15 protein-coding genes, 1 rRNA gene and 1 pseudogene are annotated in these 17,028 nt (G+C 30.3%); 4 read left to right on the top strand and 13 right to left on the bottom strand.

Going from position 1 to position 17,028, the window contains the following annotated elements:
• Positions 1–179: 179 nt before the first annotated feature.
• Positions 180–698 carry an acyl-CoA thioesterase gene (locus CLVI_RS15560; protein ID WP_106061027.1) on the bottom strand — a complete coding sequence of 173 codons (519 nt, stop codon included), beginning with the start codon at positions 696–698 and terminating at the stop codon, positions 180–182.
• A 220-nt stretch (positions 699–918) separates the two neighbouring features.
• Between CLVI_RS15560 and CLVI_RS15555 the strand changes: the two genes are divergently transcribed.
• The gene (locus CLVI_RS15555; RefSeq protein WP_106061026.1) at positions 919–1,491 is read left to right on the top strand and encodes a class I SAM-dependent methyltransferase; all 573 of its coding nucleotides are present in this window, start codon (positions 919–921) and stop codon (positions 1,489–1,491) included.
• 69 nt (positions 1,492–1,560) lie between these two features.
• On the opposite strand, the gene CLVI_RS15550 is transcribed toward CLVI_RS15555, so the two are convergent.
• Positions 1,561–2,424, bottom strand: coding sequence for a 4Fe-4S binding protein (locus CLVI_RS15550; RefSeq protein ID WP_106061025.1), 864 nt, complete (start codon positions 2,422–2,424; stop codon positions 1,561–1,563).
• Positions 2,425–2,633: 209 nt separating this feature from the next.
• On the opposite strand from CLVI_RS15550, the gene CLVI_RS15545 reads away from it, so the two are divergent.
• Positions 2,634–3,518: a LysR family transcriptional regulator gene (locus CLVI_RS15545; protein WP_106061024.1), complete on the top strand. Its 885-nt coding sequence runs from the start codon at positions 2,634–2,636 to the stop codon at positions 3,516–3,518.
• On the opposite strand, the gene CLVI_RS18020 is transcribed toward CLVI_RS15545, so the two are convergent.
• Entirely contained in the window at positions 3,503–3,625 is a 123-nt protein-coding gene (locus tag CLVI_RS18020; protein ID WP_278320536.1) for a hypothetical protein, read from the bottom strand. The genes CLVI_RS15545 and CLVI_RS18020 overlap by 16 nt on opposite strands.
• A gap of 156 nt (positions 3,626–3,781) precedes the next feature.
• Between CLVI_RS18020 and CLVI_RS15535 the strand changes: the two genes are divergently transcribed.
• A complete protein-coding gene (locus CLVI_RS15535; protein WP_106061023.1) occupies positions 3,782–5,167 on the top strand; it encodes a hypothetical protein in 1,386 nt (461 codons plus the stop codon).
• A gap of 155 nt (positions 5,168–5,322) precedes the next feature.
• Here the strand turns inward: CLVI_RS15535 and CLVI_RS15530 are convergent, their stop codons facing one another.
• The 8 genes from CLVI_RS15530 to CLVI_RS15495 all read right to left on the bottom strand — a co-directional run bounded on the left by CLVI_RS15530 (position 5,323) and on the right by CLVI_RS15495 (position 15,076).
• A complete protein-coding gene (locus tag CLVI_RS15530; RefSeq protein ID WP_106061022.1) occupies positions 5,323–6,285 on the bottom strand; it encodes an ABC transporter substrate-binding protein in 963 nt (320 codons plus the stop codon).
• A gap of 31 nt (positions 6,286–6,316) precedes the next feature.
• Positions 6,317–7,396 (bottom strand): ABC transporter substrate-binding protein, encoded by a 1,080-nt coding sequence (locus tag CLVI_RS15525; protein ID WP_106061021.1) that lies wholly within the window; start codon positions 7,394–7,396, stop codon positions 6,317–6,319.
• Entirely contained in the window at positions 7,383–8,426 is a 1,044-nt protein-coding gene (locus tag CLVI_RS15520) for an ABC transporter substrate-binding protein (RefSeq protein ID WP_170065700.1), read from the bottom strand. The genes CLVI_RS15525 and CLVI_RS15520 overlap by 14 nt, the downstream gene beginning before the upstream one ends.
• Before the next feature lie 2 nt (positions 8,427–8,428).
• Positions 8,429–9,955, bottom strand: a complete 1,527-nt coding sequence (locus CLVI_RS15515) for an ATP-binding cassette domain-containing protein (RefSeq protein WP_106061019.1) — start codon at positions 9,953–9,955, stop codon at positions 8,429–8,431.
• A 39-nt stretch (positions 9,956–9,994) separates the two neighbouring features.
• Positions 9,995–10,642, bottom strand: a complete 648-nt coding sequence (locus CLVI_RS15510) for a class I SAM-dependent methyltransferase (protein ID WP_242980745.1) — start codon at positions 10,640–10,642, stop codon at positions 9,995–9,997.
• Positions 10,643–10,708: 66 nt separating this feature from the next.
• Positions 10,709–11,491, bottom strand: coding sequence for an ABC transporter ATP-binding protein (locus CLVI_RS15505; protein ID WP_106061017.1), 783 nt, complete (start codon positions 11,489–11,491; stop codon positions 10,709–10,711).
• Complete coding sequence (locus CLVI_RS15500; RefSeq protein ID WP_242980744.1) at positions 11,488–12,549, bottom strand: FecCD family ABC transporter permease; 1,062 nt, start codon at positions 12,547–12,549, stop codon at positions 11,488–11,490. Before CLVI_RS15500 ends, CLVI_RS15505 begins: the two co-directional genes overlap by 4 nt.
• Positions 12,550–13,081: 532 nt before the next feature.
• Positions 13,082–15,076 carry an oxidoreductase gene (locus tag CLVI_RS15495; protein WP_106061015.1) on the bottom strand — a complete coding sequence of 665 codons (1,995 nt, stop codon included), beginning with the start codon at positions 15,074–15,076 and terminating at the stop codon, positions 13,082–13,084.
• A 176-nt stretch (positions 15,077–15,252) separates the two neighbouring features.
• Between CLVI_RS15495 and CLVI_RS15490 the strand changes: the two genes are divergently transcribed.
• A complete protein-coding gene (locus tag CLVI_RS15490; RefSeq protein WP_106061014.1) occupies positions 15,253–15,798 on the top strand; it encodes a PadR family transcriptional regulator in 546 nt (181 codons plus the stop codon).
• Positions 15,799–16,177: 379 nt separating this feature from the next.
• Here CLVI_RS15490 and CLVI_RS15485 read toward each other — a convergent pair.
• Positions 16,178–16,764, bottom strand: a pseudogene (locus CLVI_RS15485) (DUF362 domain-containing protein).
• A 137-nt stretch (positions 16,765–16,901) separates the two neighbouring features.
• A 5S ribosomal RNA gene (rrf, locus tag CLVI_RS15480) occupies positions 16,902–17,018 on the bottom strand.
• Positions 17,019–17,028 lie beyond the last annotated feature (10 nt).

The following is a 17,028-nucleotide window of genomic DNA, read 5'->3' as shown; positions in this document are numbered from 1 at the left end:
CAGATTTATTTAAATCACTATTTCCATGGAGTAATCTTCCTGCTGAATGCTATTTAAATAAAAAGGATTGAAAATAAGCGGTTAATGACTGTCAACGTGACGAGTTATTAACCGCTTACAAATAAACTATTCTTTTAGATTATTTTACAGAAAGAATAGTTTATTTTTTTCAATATGCTTTATTTCATAATCTTACAACTAAAATCATTACTAACGCCATTTAACTTTTTATTCTTTTTTAATTTATAATCTTCATGCCTTTGTTTGCCTTCTTCAAAAGTAGCTATTTCTTCAGAAGTATCTAAAATAAGTTCAGGTACTAAATTAGGTTTTCCTTTTTTATCTAAAGATACCATTGTAAAAAATGCTGATAATGCTTTTTTTCTACACTGATAGCCATCACACTCCAAGTCTTCAACTTCAACAGTAACTGCTACTTCCATCGACGATTTTCCTACAAATACGACTTGAGCCGTACATGTAACTAAATCACCAATAAATATTGCTAAATGAAACTCTAATTCATCAACTCGAGCTGTAACGACATTAGATTTTGCATATTTTCTAGCTGCCGCATATGCTGCTGAGTCCATTAGTTTCATAATTTCTCCACCATGTATATTACCTGCAACATTTGCTTGATTAGGTAGCATAACTTCACTTATAACTAATTTTGATCTTGACGAAGATTTTTTCATATGTTATTTCCTCCTAAAAACTTTACTTTGACCTATATCAATTTTCAAAAACACTCTCTCGTATAATGATAATTTTATCAAATTATTATTATATGTTTGGTGATAAACTCACATATCTGTCTTTTATAATTTTTTATTGACTAAAAGTTCATATATTACTATAATTTCACTATACCTTATGGGGTATAGTGAATATAATATTAGGAGGTACGCTTAAACAATGACACATAAATTTGATGTTAACAACAGACACAAACTTGATAATGAAAAGAGAAGAGAACTTCTGCCACCAGAAAAAACTCTTATTAGCCTTGGACTTCATGAAGGAGATATAATGGCTGATATAGGATGTGGAATTGGATATTTTACTATTCCAGCATCTAAAATCGTAGGGGCTAGTGGTAAAGTATTTGCATTAGATATTTTGACAGAAATGCTTGAAGAAGTTGAAATAAAAGTAAAGGGAAATAATATCTCTAATATCGAAACTATTTTGACACAAGAAAATGATTTCAGATTAGAAGATGGTAAGATAACAATTGCCTTTATAAGTACTGTATTACATGAAGTAGAAAATATAGAAAATTTCTTAAGTGGAATAAAAAAAAGCCTTTCTCCTGAAGGAAGAATCGCTATTGTTGAATGGCAGAAAATTAATAGTGAATTTGGACCTCCTATTGCACATAGATTAGATAAAACAGATTTAATAAAAACCTTAGCTAGACTTGGATTTTTAAATATATCAACTGTAGATATTGGCGAGAATTTTTACGGATTAATAGCACAAAAATAATTTAGCTTAAATTATTTTTAAGAAAGCTCAATGGTTAGATTTTCAGTCTAACCATTGAGCTTTTTATATTTATTCATATTTGCTTAATACATCAGCTATAAATTTATCTTTTCCTACTCTATCCATAACTGTTGAGATTCTTTCTCCCTTATTTCCAACTTCTCTATAGTGTTCGATAACTTTATCAACAATAGGCACTATTTCTTCTTCTTTAAATATTTTTCCTAATGAATCTCCAATTCTTATTCCTCTTCCAAATCTTCCACCAACAAATATTTCTGCACCTTTTTCTTTAGCAATAGCAGCATTAGTTTTACATAATCTAACACACTCACCACAATTCACACATAAATCTTTATTATATATTACTTTTTTATCTACTATTTGTAATGCTTTTTGTCTACAACCTTTTACACAAAGGCCACATCCAACACACTTATCTAAATTAAACTCGGGGATAATTCTTCCCATAACTCCAATATCATTTATATTCGCTTTTGCACAGTTATTAGCACATCCAACTATTCCTATTTTACATTTATGTGGAGTATCTGTTCCAAAGTATTTGCATTCTAATTCTCTACAAATTGCTTGCGTATCAATATTCCCATGAAGACATACAGTTCCTTTACACGCAACTATTGGTCTTATTTTTTGACCTGTACCACCATGACGCAATCCTAAAGCTTTTGCTTCTTCCATTGCTTTTTCTATATCTTCATCTTTAATCCAAGGAACTTCAATTTGAAGCCTTGTTGTAAGTCCAGAGTATCCTCGTCCATACTTTTCAGCGATCTTATTAACGTTATTTAATTCTTCTACTGTAAAATTGCCTGCTTTACTTAAAAACCTTACTGCATAGTGCTCCTTATCATTTTGCAATAAAACTCCTAATGCTTTCATCTCTTTTTGTCTCTTTTCATTAACCATCATAATCATGTCCCCCTTAAAATAATAGACTTTCAAAAATCAAGTTTTTGCCTGCAAATACTCTCTAATCAGTACATATAATCTCCATATGAAGTTATTTTTCTACAAGTTTGAGTATAATAGATGTATAATCATAAGTAAAATATACATATACAATGATAACCATTAGAATATTTAATGGTTAGTCAGATTGAATGAAAGGATGAAACTTTATGCTCGATGAGCTTAGAACATTTATAGCAGTTGTGGAATATAAAAATTTTACTAAAGCCGCTAAAGAAATTAATTTATCTCAACCTAGTGTAAGTTTACATATTAAGCATCTTGAAGGGTATTTTAATACAACATTGATACAACGTTCAGTAAAGCAAAAGAATATATATATAACTCAATCAGGAAATTTACTTTATGAACGTTCAAAACAGATTATTAAGTTACTAGATGATACTAAAGGTGACATATTGGATTATGGAAATGTTGTAAAAGGTCGATTACATATAGGCGCTAGTTTTACCATAGGAGAATATTTTTTGCCCACTTTTTTAGGACAATTCACCAAAGCATATCCAAATTTGGAGTTAGAAGTTACAATTGAAAATACCCACAATATTTGTGAAAAAGTTAAAAGTTTTCAAGTTGATTTAGCATTAGTTGAAGGAACAGTACCCTCCTCTAATTTCAAAATTAATCATTTCTACAAAGATAAAATGGAGATTGCTGTTCCTTATAACCATTATCTAGTTAATCAGAAATTTTCAATTGAGGAATTACGAAATCAAACGTGGATAAGTCGAGAGGTTGGTTCTGGAACAAGAGAATATTTAAATTTTTTCTTATCTACTAATGATATCCATCCTAAAAATATTATTGTATTTGGAAGTAATTATTCTGTAAAAGAAGCAGTTAAAAACAACTTAGGTATCACTTTTATATCATCTCTTGTTACCGAACCAGCATTAAAAAATAAAGAGATTTCTATTTTAAAAACTATTGAAAAGTATACACGTCCCTTTTCATACATTTTACAAAAGGGAATCCTGCCATCAAAGGGTACACTAGTATTTATAGATATGTTAAAAGATTATATGAAAAATTGACATCCCCCTATGTGCATAATTCCTACTCCATTTTGTACAAGCATTATAACGCCCAAAAATTCAGGCATAATATTCTCAAATGACTTCCAATCCTTTTTAAGTGCCATTTTAGCATTTCCCTCTAGTTTTTTGCAGTTTGAACATCCTGTTCCTAATATTTAAATTATCATTTTTATACAACTCCTCTTTTATTTTTTTATTCTCATACATATAAAAAAACAAGACATACTATATATAAAATATAAAATATAAGGAGAATAAAAATGGCTAATGCTGCTCAACCATGTAATTGTATTTCATATAAAAATATCTGTTGCTGCGAACCTCAAAATGGTATTAGTGTAGTTCAACCTGCTTGTCAAACTTTACCTGATGGGAGTGTTGTAAATAATCCAGCTTTTGTAGCAGATTTAAATAAATCCTATTGGTCCTATAAATTTATTACTGATTGCGGTAAGGATACACGAGGAATTAGTAATTTTGTTATTCCTATTTGTGAGCTTATCGTTGAAGATAATCTTATAGTAAGTGAAAAGATAGACGGTTGTGGAAACTTTCAACCAGTGCCTTTTACCCTTTCAAAGGAAGATCCTAACTTTGGCACTGCACCGCTAGGTTATCAGTTTTTAAAAATAGAAACTAACAGTCGTTATGAAAAAGGAGTAAGTGTAGAATACCGTATTGAGATTGTAGGTGACTATCCTATAGGGATAGAAGATATTTTTGTTAAAGCAGCCAATGAAATTTATGATTTTAGCTGTGACGAATGTTTTTTAGTACCAAAATGTAATCCTCAAGGTAAGCTTACTGTTACTAAAAACTGTAGCCATGTAATTGAAAATAATCAAGCAACCCTTATCTACAATGTTCATATTGATAATATCAGTAATGGAATTCTAGATAATGTGGCGTTCCAAGATCTAATATTCCTATCCCCTAATCTTATAATAGGAACTATCCAGGTAATACCTCAAACCTTATCTGTAGATATTACTAATCCAGGTGAAATAAAAATAAGTGGTAATTTAGGTACAATAAATCCAGGACAAACTGTAACTGTTCAGTATTCAATACCAATTGCAAATGTTACTGAACCTGGAAGCTATCTAATTAGCAATACAGCTACTGCATCTGATACCGGAACAAAAGATACTGATACCTGTAATACAAGAGTTAACTTTGTTAAGCTAGCTGCAAATAAATGCTGCTCAACAGAAGGTGATATGGGAATTTTCACTTTAACTATTTCAAGTGTAGGTAACTCTCCTGATATTTTGGTGGACATTCATGATCATATGGAAGTACCTTCAGGGGTTACTGTTAAATTCTTAGAATTAAGCGGCTGTGAAGAATATTTCTCTGGCACTAGTGATCCTATACCAACAAATACTGATATATCAGGACCTATAGCTCTTGATTTCATCTGTAAAAATGCTTTAGTTCCAGCTGGAAGTAAATATGTAAAGCTAGGTAAATATCAGCTAGTATCAAGTTCTGTTGTAGGCACTACTACCATAAGAAATAGTATTAATGGCGTTAATCCTGTTAACCCAGCAGATCAAGTTTTCTTAGGAGTTTCAAATATACCAGCAACTGCAAATATAAATGTTCAACTCACTCAAACTTGTGCTAGTCCATGCAAAGAGTAATTAAAACTACCCTAGTTCTTTAATAAACCTAAAAACTTACCCTATATTAAAATACTAAGGGGACTATGCAATAAATTAAATTGAATAGTCCCCTTACTTTTATTTTTCAATGCCACTCTACTTAGAGCACTTGTGCCCGAAGTTACTATAATTATCTAAAGAAAATACGTATTTAATTCTAAAAATAATTCATTTATATTATTATTACTTATAAAATCCCATCCTATCCAATTTAGTTTATAATTATTTTCTTTTAAGTACTTTAAATAATCCATTGGATGTGGCACTGATGCGTTTTTACATATACTTTTCACGTCTTCACTAATAAAATAATTAACTACATTTTCTAAATTCTTTGAACTATCACCTTGGACTAACAAGGTAACAGGACTTACAATTGCTCCCTCTTCAGGCCATATTACTTTAGCGCTTTTATTATTTTTAAGAAGTTTTGCATAAAAATATGGAATAATACTAATTGTGGGCGACTCTTTTATTCCTTTACCTATATTCTTTACCATTTCAGCTGGATGCCCACCCTGACCCACAAGTTCACTTAATTTTTTAATTCCCTCCATTCCAAAATCTTTATATATTGAAAATAGTGTTGTTTCGCAATACCTTCCTTTTTTGCCTCTTATAGCAACTTCTTTTTTAAATTCACTACTTAAAAGTTCTTCCCATGATTGTGGTATATTTCTACCATCTAATTTAGTTAAATCTATAACCATAACCAAATAATTTAATGCCATTATATAATAATTACTCTCTAAATCAATTAAATCATTTTCAATTAATTCCTCTTCTATATCTTTAACTTTTTTAAAATATTTTTCTTCTATAGCTTTAGTTCGAAAATCTTTTCTATAAAAACTATTTACTCCAGAACTTATAATAATCTTTGGTAAATCATTCTTTGATGGAATATCTGAAGATTCATCCATCCACATAACTTCATAATTAGCATTACCCTCTACAAGATATTTAAAGTCACATTGATCTCCTAAATCATCTATCATTTCATTAAAACCAATTTCTACTGGTACTTTAATAGGACATGGTAATAATCCAAGAACATCATATTCAGATTTATTAATAATATTTTTTATCGTACTCATACTTATAACCCCAATCATAATTACAATATTATTATTGTATTGCTTTTGTATTTAATAATTCTTCTGCTGCTGCATCGTCTATATCTACTTTATAAAATAGTTTGTAGTATTCTTTGATTTCTTTTTTCATGTCTATTTCACTATACTCTGGATATAATGTAGTTACTAACCATTTAAGCCCTATTATTCTATTGCTTGACGGTGGCGTATCAACCCAGTTATATGGTTCATCCGGAGCACTATAAACTTTATTATTTTGAACTGCACTTATGCCTTCCCATTCTTTACTATTAAACACACCATCCAAGTGGTTATCATATATTGCTTCAACTACTACATCTGGATTCCAAGTTATAACTTGTTCCATGGATACTTCACTACGTCCTCCGGCTGCTTTAAAGTCCACTACATTCTTTGCCCCTGCATAATCTAATAATTCTGCATGCCAATTTCCTATTGGAGCTGTTTCAAGACCTTTTTCTCCACCTGCATAATAAACTCTTACTTTTTTATCCTCTGGTATTTTGGATGTTATCTCTCTTAATTGATCCATGGTATTTTTACAATACTGAGCTAATTCATCAGTAACTTCCTTTTCATCTAGTAAGCTTCCTAAAAATTCATAACTCTTATCTAAATTCTGCAAACTGCTATCTACAACTACAACAGGCACTCCTATGTCCTGTGATAATTTATCCGCATCTGAAACTGCACTATCACCTATAGTTCCCATAGATAATATAATTTGAGGATTATAAGATAATAACTCTTCTTTACTTACTGTCCCATTCTTTCCTTGCATGGCCCCTATTACTGGTAGATCTTGATATTTAGGATCCATATATTTTTTTTCATAATCTTTTAGTTCAAAACACCATCCTAGAAGCTTGTCCAAATTTATATTATGCATCATAACAATTGCTGGTTGCCCTGAGCAATATACTTTATTAATTTCTGATGGCACTTCCATAGTTCTTCCTGCCATATCTGTTATAGTTTTTCCAGTAGATTTTACATTTTCTGATTCATTAGTATTTGAAGTATTTCCACATCCAATAAACAATGTAGATGTAATAATGAAAACTAAAAATAATGAACTAAGTTTTTTCATTTAAATCACTCCTCTTTTTATATTCCTCATAAAATATTTCTTCAATTTCCCTAACACGAGTTATTATATTTTTCTCATGAATATAATCCCATCCTAACCATTGCAATTTGCCATCATTAGGAATTTTATTATCCACATTCTTATTTACATGAGGAAAATATTTATTAGCTATTGATTGTCCTAAATCCTCACTATAAAGATAACTTATAAGCTCATCCAAATAATTTTCTCTATCTTTTTTAACCATTACATAAAGAGGGCATAACAGGGCGCCTTCTTCTGGCCATATTATTTTTAAATAATCTTTCTTAGGTGCTGCCTTTGCAAAAAAGTATGGCAGTATATATATAGCATTTTCACTTTGTTGATTTGCACCAGTAGCTTGTGCCATCTCTATAGTTCCCATAGGTGTGTTTATATTTCTTGCTAAAGCTTTAACACCTTCTTCGCCAAAATTTTTATAGGTGTATAAAAGAACAACTTCATTTATATCCTCTTCAGTATGTCCAATTGCAATACTTTTTACATATTTCTCATCAAGGAGGTCTTCCCAACTTAAAGGAATAGGTCTATTTTTAAGTTTGCGTTCATCTACTAGAAGTACATATGGAAATGATGAATAAATATTATAGCATCCCTTAGGATCTTTAAGGTCTAAGTCTTTATATGTAGTATTTAAATTGCTTATATATCCTAAATCCTCAAAACATCCTCTATCAATAAATCTGTTTGTGAATTCCTCTTCAAAAAACTCAGAAAAACCAGCTCCAGTTATAACACTAGGAAATTTATTAATATCTTTAATCTTATTGACGTTGAAGAATTCGTCCTTTCCACATCCCCCCATAGGAACTACAGCTTTTATATCTTCTTCATCTTTATCTTTTTCATCTTTATCTTTTTTTAATTCTATAAATTCTTTTATCTTATCTGAAAACACCTCTTTAACTGGACAATATATATATCCTAAAAAATCTAGTTTTTCTCTCATTTCATCAGGTACTAATTTCATTTCTGGAAATTTTTTCATTTTTATCTCTCCCATGCAAAATATTCTTCCATATTCCAACTTATTGTTTCACCACTTCTTAATGAATTCCTAAGATTTGACATCTTATTATCAACTTGTTTCATAATCTTAAGATTATCTTTTTCCTTTGCCTCTGTTATAATAACTTTACGAATTGCACCGTTTTTTATTATTATTCTCTTATCTCCAAGCAGTGCTAATATAGGATCATGAGTAGATACAAAAACTATTTTCCCTTCTTTAACTAATAATTCTATTGCCCTACTTCTATCCACACCAGCATTTTCAATTTCATCAATAAGAACTATTGGAGAAACACTTAAAAGTGCTGTATCTGCAATCATTAATGCCCTAGATTGTCCACCACTTAATGCAGTTATAGGAACTTCACTTGTGAATTTTTCTCCTGCAAGCTCATTAGCATACTTTACTATTTCTTCTGTAATAAATTTAAGATCTCTAACATCTCTGCTTTTAGCATGCATTCTTATAAAGTCTCCAACCGATACATCCATTACAAAATTCATATTTTGTGAAAGCTGGGCAACTAAGTTATTTTCCAATAAATTTTCACCATTTATTTTTATAATCCTTCCTGTTGGTGTATCTCCCTTAGCCATGCATTCTATATCTTCTAGTAATCTACTCTTACCTGATCCTGTAGGTCCAACTATACAAATTACTTCCCCCACATTAATTGTAAGATTAATATCTTCTGTTTCTCCACTCTTATCATGTCCACCTAAAATTGTTATAGATTTAATTATTGCATCGGGAGTCTCATTAATCTCATAATCTTCATCTAATGAATAGCTGTTTATCGCTCTTGAATTACTTTTTATTTTTTGAAAATCAATTTTCTTTGTATTTCCTGTTTGATAGTCATCTCCTATAATTGTTTCTCCAAGACAATATGAACACAATGCTGAAGGCATTGTAAATCTTAGTTTTTTTCCTTCAAGATTTTCTATTGATTTTGCTTCTTTTATACTTAAGCTTAGTTCATAGGCTCCTTGCCCTGTAAGTCCATTAACATATAATGCTTTTGCTCTGGGATTTGCCTCTTTTACCATAAACTTAAATACTTCTCTTTCTGCTTGAGAAACTATATCTCCCTTTGTAATCACTATTATGTCTGCGAATTTCAGCATTGGTCCTATTTTTTTAGGGGTATTTACTCCCGAAAGACTATCAATTACACATACAGCTAAAACATCCTTTATATGAGGTGAACATCTATTGCATAATCCAGCACTTTCGCTAATTAATAAATCTAATCCTTTTTCTACGCCATATTTAACGCAATCATCAATATTACTAATATAAAAATGATCTGGGCAAAGATTTCCCGATAATCCAACCATAACTTCAACTCCTGCTTTTTTGTAAAGCACATCATCATATGTTGTAAGGCAATCAAATTTTATTACTCCAAATTTACTTTCTATACCTTTCAAACAATCAATAACCTTTAAAATCACAGAAGTTTTACCTGAGGATGGTGGTCCTGAAAATGTAACAAATTTCAATTTACTCCCCCCTATCATTGGACAGCATAAACTTTTGTTCTAGGCTGCCATAGTTTTTCTTATTATTATCCATAGTCCCTCTTCATCATCTTTAATAATAAAATTCTTAATTCCTATTTCTTTTAAAATTCCATTGTAAAATTCTAAATCATTTCCAGTTGTAAACTTTCTTCTTTTTTCTCCAAAATCTTCTCCATCTCTCTGTTTCATTTTTTCGTATATTTGTTTTTTTGTTTTTTCATCCCCAAATCCACCTCCAATATATGCAATTCCACCTTCCTTTAACACCCTATATATTTCTTCCAAACTCCTTTTCTTATCTTCCCAAAACCACAATGATCCTCTACTAACTACTAAATTAATAGACTTATCCTTAAAAGGAATATTTTGAACATCTCCTAAAATAGTATTTGTTCTATCTGCTATTCCAAGGTCCTCACTTCTTTTATTAGAAATATCCAAAGCATCTTTGTTATTATCTAAAAATATTATATCTAGATTAGTAATTTTCATTAAAGCAAAACCTAGATGTCCGCCTCCGCATCCTATATCTAAACAAACTCCCTTATCAATTTTCGTCTCTCTTTTTATTTGATTTGCTATTAGTGGATATATTGGTAAAAATACATTTTGTGCTATTTCATCAAACTCATAGGCCTTATCCATAGTTATCATATCCTTTCTCATATATATTTTTTAAAAATAACAAGTCATCATAATCTTATATTGGACTTGTCATTTTCTTTTTGTACCTCAATTCATTATTGGAATACAGGTTTTAACCATCTCTCCATTATCTTTCTTAAAGTCACCAATCTTCACCGTAATGCCATAAGCTGATTTCATATTTTCCTCAGTTACAATTTTCTCTGCACTCCCTAAATGAATAACACTATTTTTTTCAATCAATGCAATTTTTGCAGAACATAAAAATGCATGCTCTGGAAAGTGGGATGTCATTATTATGCTAATACCCATTTTAGATAAACGATTAATTTGCCTTAGCACTCTAATTTGATTTCCATAATCCAAATTAGATGTAGGTTCATCCATTATAAGTATTTTAGGATCCTGTACAAGAGCTCTAGCTATTAAAACTAATTGTCTTTCTCCTCCACTTATTTCTGTATATATTGAATCTTTCAAATAGGTTATACCTAGCTTTTCCAACATATCCTCTGCAATCTTGTAATCACTTTTTGAAGGTGATTTAAAATATCCAAGATGTACAGTTTTACCCATTACCACTACATCTAAAACTTCATATGGAAAAGGTGGTGTATGAAGCTGTGGCACATAAGCTATCACCTTAGCCAATTCTATATTAGAACAATTATTAATTTTCTTTTCATTTAAAAATATTTCACCTGACTGCAGTTTTAAAAATCCAAGAATACTTTTTAAAAGTGTAGTTTTTCCTACTCCATTTGGTCCTAATATACATAAGATTTCATCATCATTTATTTTTAAATTTATATTTTTCAATATGCATTTATTTTTATATCCACAATATGCATTTATAATATCTAAGCTCATGCCCACCCCTTCTTTCCACTCATAAGTAAATAAATAAAGAATGGTGCTCCAATAATAGATGTAAGTATTCCTATTGGCAATTCCATTGAAAACAAACTTCGTGATAGATTATCTACACACAATAAGAAACATGCCCCAATAACCATTGATGTTGGAATTAATTTTTTATAGTTTGGACCAACTAGCATTCTAGATAAATGAGGAATTACAAGACCAATCCATCCAATCATTCCACTTACTGAAACAACTGCTGATACCATTATTGTTGATGCTAGTATAACTATAAATCTTATTTTTGAAGTATCTATTCCCATAGATTTTGCTTCTTCTTCTCCAAATGATAAAACATTTAACTTCCACCTTAAAAGTATCAAAGGTATTACTCCCAGTAATATAGGAAATATCAACAAAATTAAATCCTTAATATTTATTGAAGATAATGATCCCATTAGCCAAAAAGTTATCGCTGGCAATTTGCTTGTAGGATCTGCAACATACTTTATCAATGATAAAAATGATTGAAACAATGTTGAAATTACCATTCCTGATAATATTAATGTAAGGATTGTATTACTTTTTTTCCCTATGATTGAACTAATCAAATATGTAAGAGAAACTGCTACTATTCCAAAAATAAAAGAACTAATCTGTATTCCTACAATACTAAAAGAAAATAGAATTCCAAGTGCAGCTCCGAATCCAGCTCCAGCTGATGCACCTAATATATCTGGTGATACCATGGGATTTTTAAACACCCCCTGATATGAAGCTCCAGCAATAGATAATGCTGCTCCAATTAACATAGCTGCAATTATCCTTGGTAGTCTTACATTAAAAAATACTGTTTCAATATTGCTAGGTAAATTGCTTTCAACTCCTTTAATTTTGCATATGATTAAAGTTATTAAATCTTGAATTGTTATTGAATACCTACCAAATGTTGTTGATATTATAAAAGTTACTATTGGCAAAATAATAAGTATAACTACTATTAGTCTCCCTCGATTTATCTTTCTCTTACTTTTAAAAATTTCTTTTGTTGCACTACATGTATCCATAATCAGCTCCCCTTCCATATAAGACCAATAAAAAAAGACCTCAAGGAGATTTATACATTTCTGTACTCTCACCTTTGAGATCTTATAATATATTATTTTTTCAAAACAAAACGCAATGAAACGTAACATAACTATATTTAGATTTAACACTATTTATGTATAGTTTGTCAAGAATATTTTTTAATAATATTCATTTTCAGTGAAATAATTTTACACAATAGCCAGTATAGGCCTACTTTTAATAATTAATATATATTACAAAAAATATATATTAATTATATTTACACTATAAGTGCTTATATAGAAAATATGCTCTTGTATTTTTTTATTAACGCTACTATGGTAAAACTCATTATAAAACATAATTGAACATAACTATTAATTATATTTTATGGTATGCTATTAATGAACAATAATTAATATTTAGGAGGTGTAAATGATTATGGCACCAAGCGCAAGAAATCAATTAAAAGGATAGAAGTCTTAGTTTTACTATTACTTCTATCCTTTTTACTATTCTATATTTATTTACTTATATATGATTTGCAACCTCATAAGCATCCCAAATACCATACATGATATTAGAAACCTTACGTGCATCTCCTAAAAGATAAATTTCTGGAACTTCAAATTCTAATTCTTTATATAAAGAGTCTTCTTCTTTATATCCTACGGAAAGTATTACTGAATCGCATTTGATCTTCTCTATTCCACTTTCTGTTTCCATTTCAAGAATTCCATTTTTATATGCTTTAACCTTTGAATTTGTTTTTACATCAATATTATTAAATGGAATTAATTTTTCAAGCATTTCACTATTTGCAGAACATAAAGGTCCATTTAGTGCAAGTATTTTATGTAATGCTTCCACTATAGTTACCTTTTTGCCTTTTTTAGCAAGATGAAGTGCAAGTTCACATCCAACTAGTCCTCCACCAACTATAACGGTTGTATCTTTACAGTCTTTCTTTTTTAGTAAAACATCTACTGCTGTAAATACTTTTTCATCATCTCCAAGTGGAAATACTTTTGGAGTAGATCCTGTAGCTATTATTACACTATCGAATTTAGAATTTAGAATCTGTTTTTTTGTCATTTCACTATTTAAATTAACCTGAACATTTAACTTTTTTAATGTATGTTTATACCAATTAGCTAAATCAATATCGTCTTCTTTAAAGTCTGGTGCTCCGCCAGGTATAAGATTTCCACCTAATCTATTATTCTTTTCATAAAGAACTGCCTCATGACCTCTAAGTGTTAAAACTCTTGCTGCTTCACAACCTGCAACTCCACCGCCAACTATTAAAACTTTTTTCTTCTTTAATATTGGTGTAAGTGCATTATCTTTTTCCTTACATGCCTGAGGATTTACAGCACAATTAAGCATTGAATAATGTTGAATACGTCCCATACATCCTTCTTGACATGATATACAAGGTCTAATTGATTTACATTTGTTACTTCTCAATTTATTTACATAATCAGGATCTGCAAGCAATGGTCGCCCAAGACTTATAATATCGCATGTTCCATTTTTAATAGCCTCCAGTGCCATATCTGGATTATCCATTCTTCCTGCACACAGGATAGGTACATCCACAGTTTCTTTCATTAATTTAGCATATGGTCTGTATAATCCCTTTTCTTGATACATTGGAGGATGACTCCACCACCATGAATCATAAGATCCAACATCTGTATCTAATGAATCATATCCATAGGATACAAGTAATTTAGCAGCTTCAATTCCTTCTTCAAGGTCTCTACCTTTTTCAACAAATTCTTCTCCTGGAAGTGCTCCATCTCTGAGATCTTTAATAAAGCTCTTTGGTGAATATCTAAGAACTACAGGAAAATCTTCTCCGCATCTCTTTTTAATTTCTTCAACTATTTCACGGGCAAAACGAAGTCTATTTTCTAAACTTCCACCATATTCATCAGTTCTATGATTAAATAATGACATAGCAAATTGGTCAATTAGATATCCTTCATGAACAGCATGAATTTCTACTCCATCAAAGCCAGCTCTCTTTGCATTATTAGCTCCATCTCCGAATTTTTTAACTATAGATTTAATTTCATCTACTGTAATTTCACGACAAATTTTATCAAGCCATCTATGTTGAATTGGTGATGGTGCAACTGGTGGAAATTCTCCAAGGTTAGTCGGAATAGTAACTCTACCAAATCCACCTGACATTTGTAAAAATACCTTTGCATTATACGCATGTATTCTTTCAGTCATTTCTTTTCCTGTTCTAACAAATTGAACTGGATTATGTGTAGAGCATGGACAATTTGGCATACCATGTTCTTCAACTTCATTATCCACAAAAGTAACACCTGTAATAATTAGACCTGTGCCGCCTTTTGCTCTTTCAGTATAATAATCAATTCCTCTTTGATTAAATCCGCCTTCACTATCGGCTAATCCCAATGGTCCCATTGGTGCAAGGGCAAAACGATTCTTTATTTCACATTTTCCAATTTTGATTGGTTCAAACAATTTTTTATACTTATTCATAAACACTCTCCTTAATTTAAATTTCAAGCAATACTTTAAAATAACTATGTAATGCTATAATATATATTATATTCTTTTATGATTAAACATGTCAATGTTGACATGTTTATTATTTATATTTTATTTTGCACTTACTAATGGTAAAATAATAATTATAAAGAATGAGGTGTTACTATATGAGAACTTTAAAATACGCAATTTTAGGATTAATTAACAGAAAGCCTTTAACTGGCTATGATATAGCGAAAGAATTTAATAGTGGATTAGTTGATTTTTGGTATGCAAAACATAGTCAAATCTATCCAGAATTAAAGAAACTAACTGGTGAAGAACTACTTTCATATGAAATAATTATCCAAGGCGAAAAACTAGAAAAAAAATTGTATACCATCACTGAAAAGGGAAGGTATTGTTTACAAAAATGGCTTGCTAAAGATGAACCTTTAGAACCAACCCCTAAGGATGTTTTTAGGCTTAGAGCATATTTTTGTGATGAAATAGCTAATGATACTTTATTAAAACAATTTCAAAGCGCATTAGACAAGCATTGTGAAAAATTAGAATATCTGAAAAATTCTATTGAAGAACTTTTAAAGAAAAAGGACGTATCTAAAGTATCTTCTCCTGAATTCGGTGATTATATAGTTTTAAATGGTGCTATTATGAGAGAAGAAGCTTACATACACTGGCTTAAGGATTGTATTGAAAAAATATCTCTATAAATAAATTAGAGTATAAAAAACACTCAACTAATTAATTAGTTGAGTGTTTCACTTGTGACAATAAAACTCAGTAGCTGAAATCCACTGACCTATTCTCGTAAAAGATTTCCTTATCTTAGAATATACATTGGTATTATACTCTTTGCCAATTGCTCCTTTGATGTATGCTTACTGTATTCATATGTGTTTATCTATATACCATATTAAAAAAATATATATAATTAATACTAATATGTATATACAATGCCTTTGATTTCTTGATAATTTTTATTATCCTATACTGTAAGATTATATTTTTAGACAAAGGTATGACCCCCTAAAATTAGGGGGTCTGTTAATTCTATATTATATATATAAAGTTTATTCAGAAATATAGATATTAAATTGTAATCAACTCATATTCTTTGCTTCCAAGACCTATTTTCACAGCATACTTTTCAGTCTGTTTCAGGGCTAACATCAGTAAAATGGTCCTTATGTTTACATCCATGTACCTCAATAAGACTTCCTTTCATGGCAGGCTGATTGTTTACTGCATTCGCACAAGCAACATCAAGTGCAACTGGATCAAAAGATGCAAACATCTGGTACAATTGATACATCATTTTCTGGATGACAGTCACAATATGGGAATACATCAATTACTAAACTAATATGGAAATTTAGACGCCCATTTAATACAGCCCATGAATATTCTGCTATTTTCTTATTCATATAAAGTGTTACAATCAGTTAAGAAAGTTTTACCGCCTAGTTCCTTAACAATATCTGCTGTCACTTCAGCAAAATTTGGGTGCAAAAAAGCCAAGTTACCAGGTTTACCAAAATGAACCTTAATGGCTGCATATTTTTTTCAAAATTAATTTCACTAATTCCCGCTGTTTTAATTAGACGTCTTAATTTCTGTAACAAATTTTCATTAGCTGCTGTCTTCATATTAGTAAAATAGACTTTTGACTTCTCCATATTAAAATACCTCCAAAATGTTTATAAATTAATTAAAACTTCTTCTATTACATTATAAGTACTAGAGTTAACTCTAAATCGACCTTTTATATTTTAACGCAACAAAAAAGGATAGTATAAACTATCCTTTTTTACTCACCTGGCAACGTCCTACTCTCCCACACAGTTGCCCATGCAGTACCATTGGCGCAATAGAGCTTAACTTTCCTGTTCGGAATGGAAAGGAGTGTTTCCTCTACGCCATCATCACCAGATTTATTTAGT

It is taken from the genome of Clostridium vincentii (assembly GCF_002995745.1).
GTDB classification, from domain to species: Bacteria; Bacillota; Clostridia; order Clostridiales; family Clostridiaceae; genus Clostridium; species Clostridium vincentii.
Note: the sequence above shows the minus strand (reverse complement) of the source record. Positions and strands in the feature narration are given on the sequence as shown.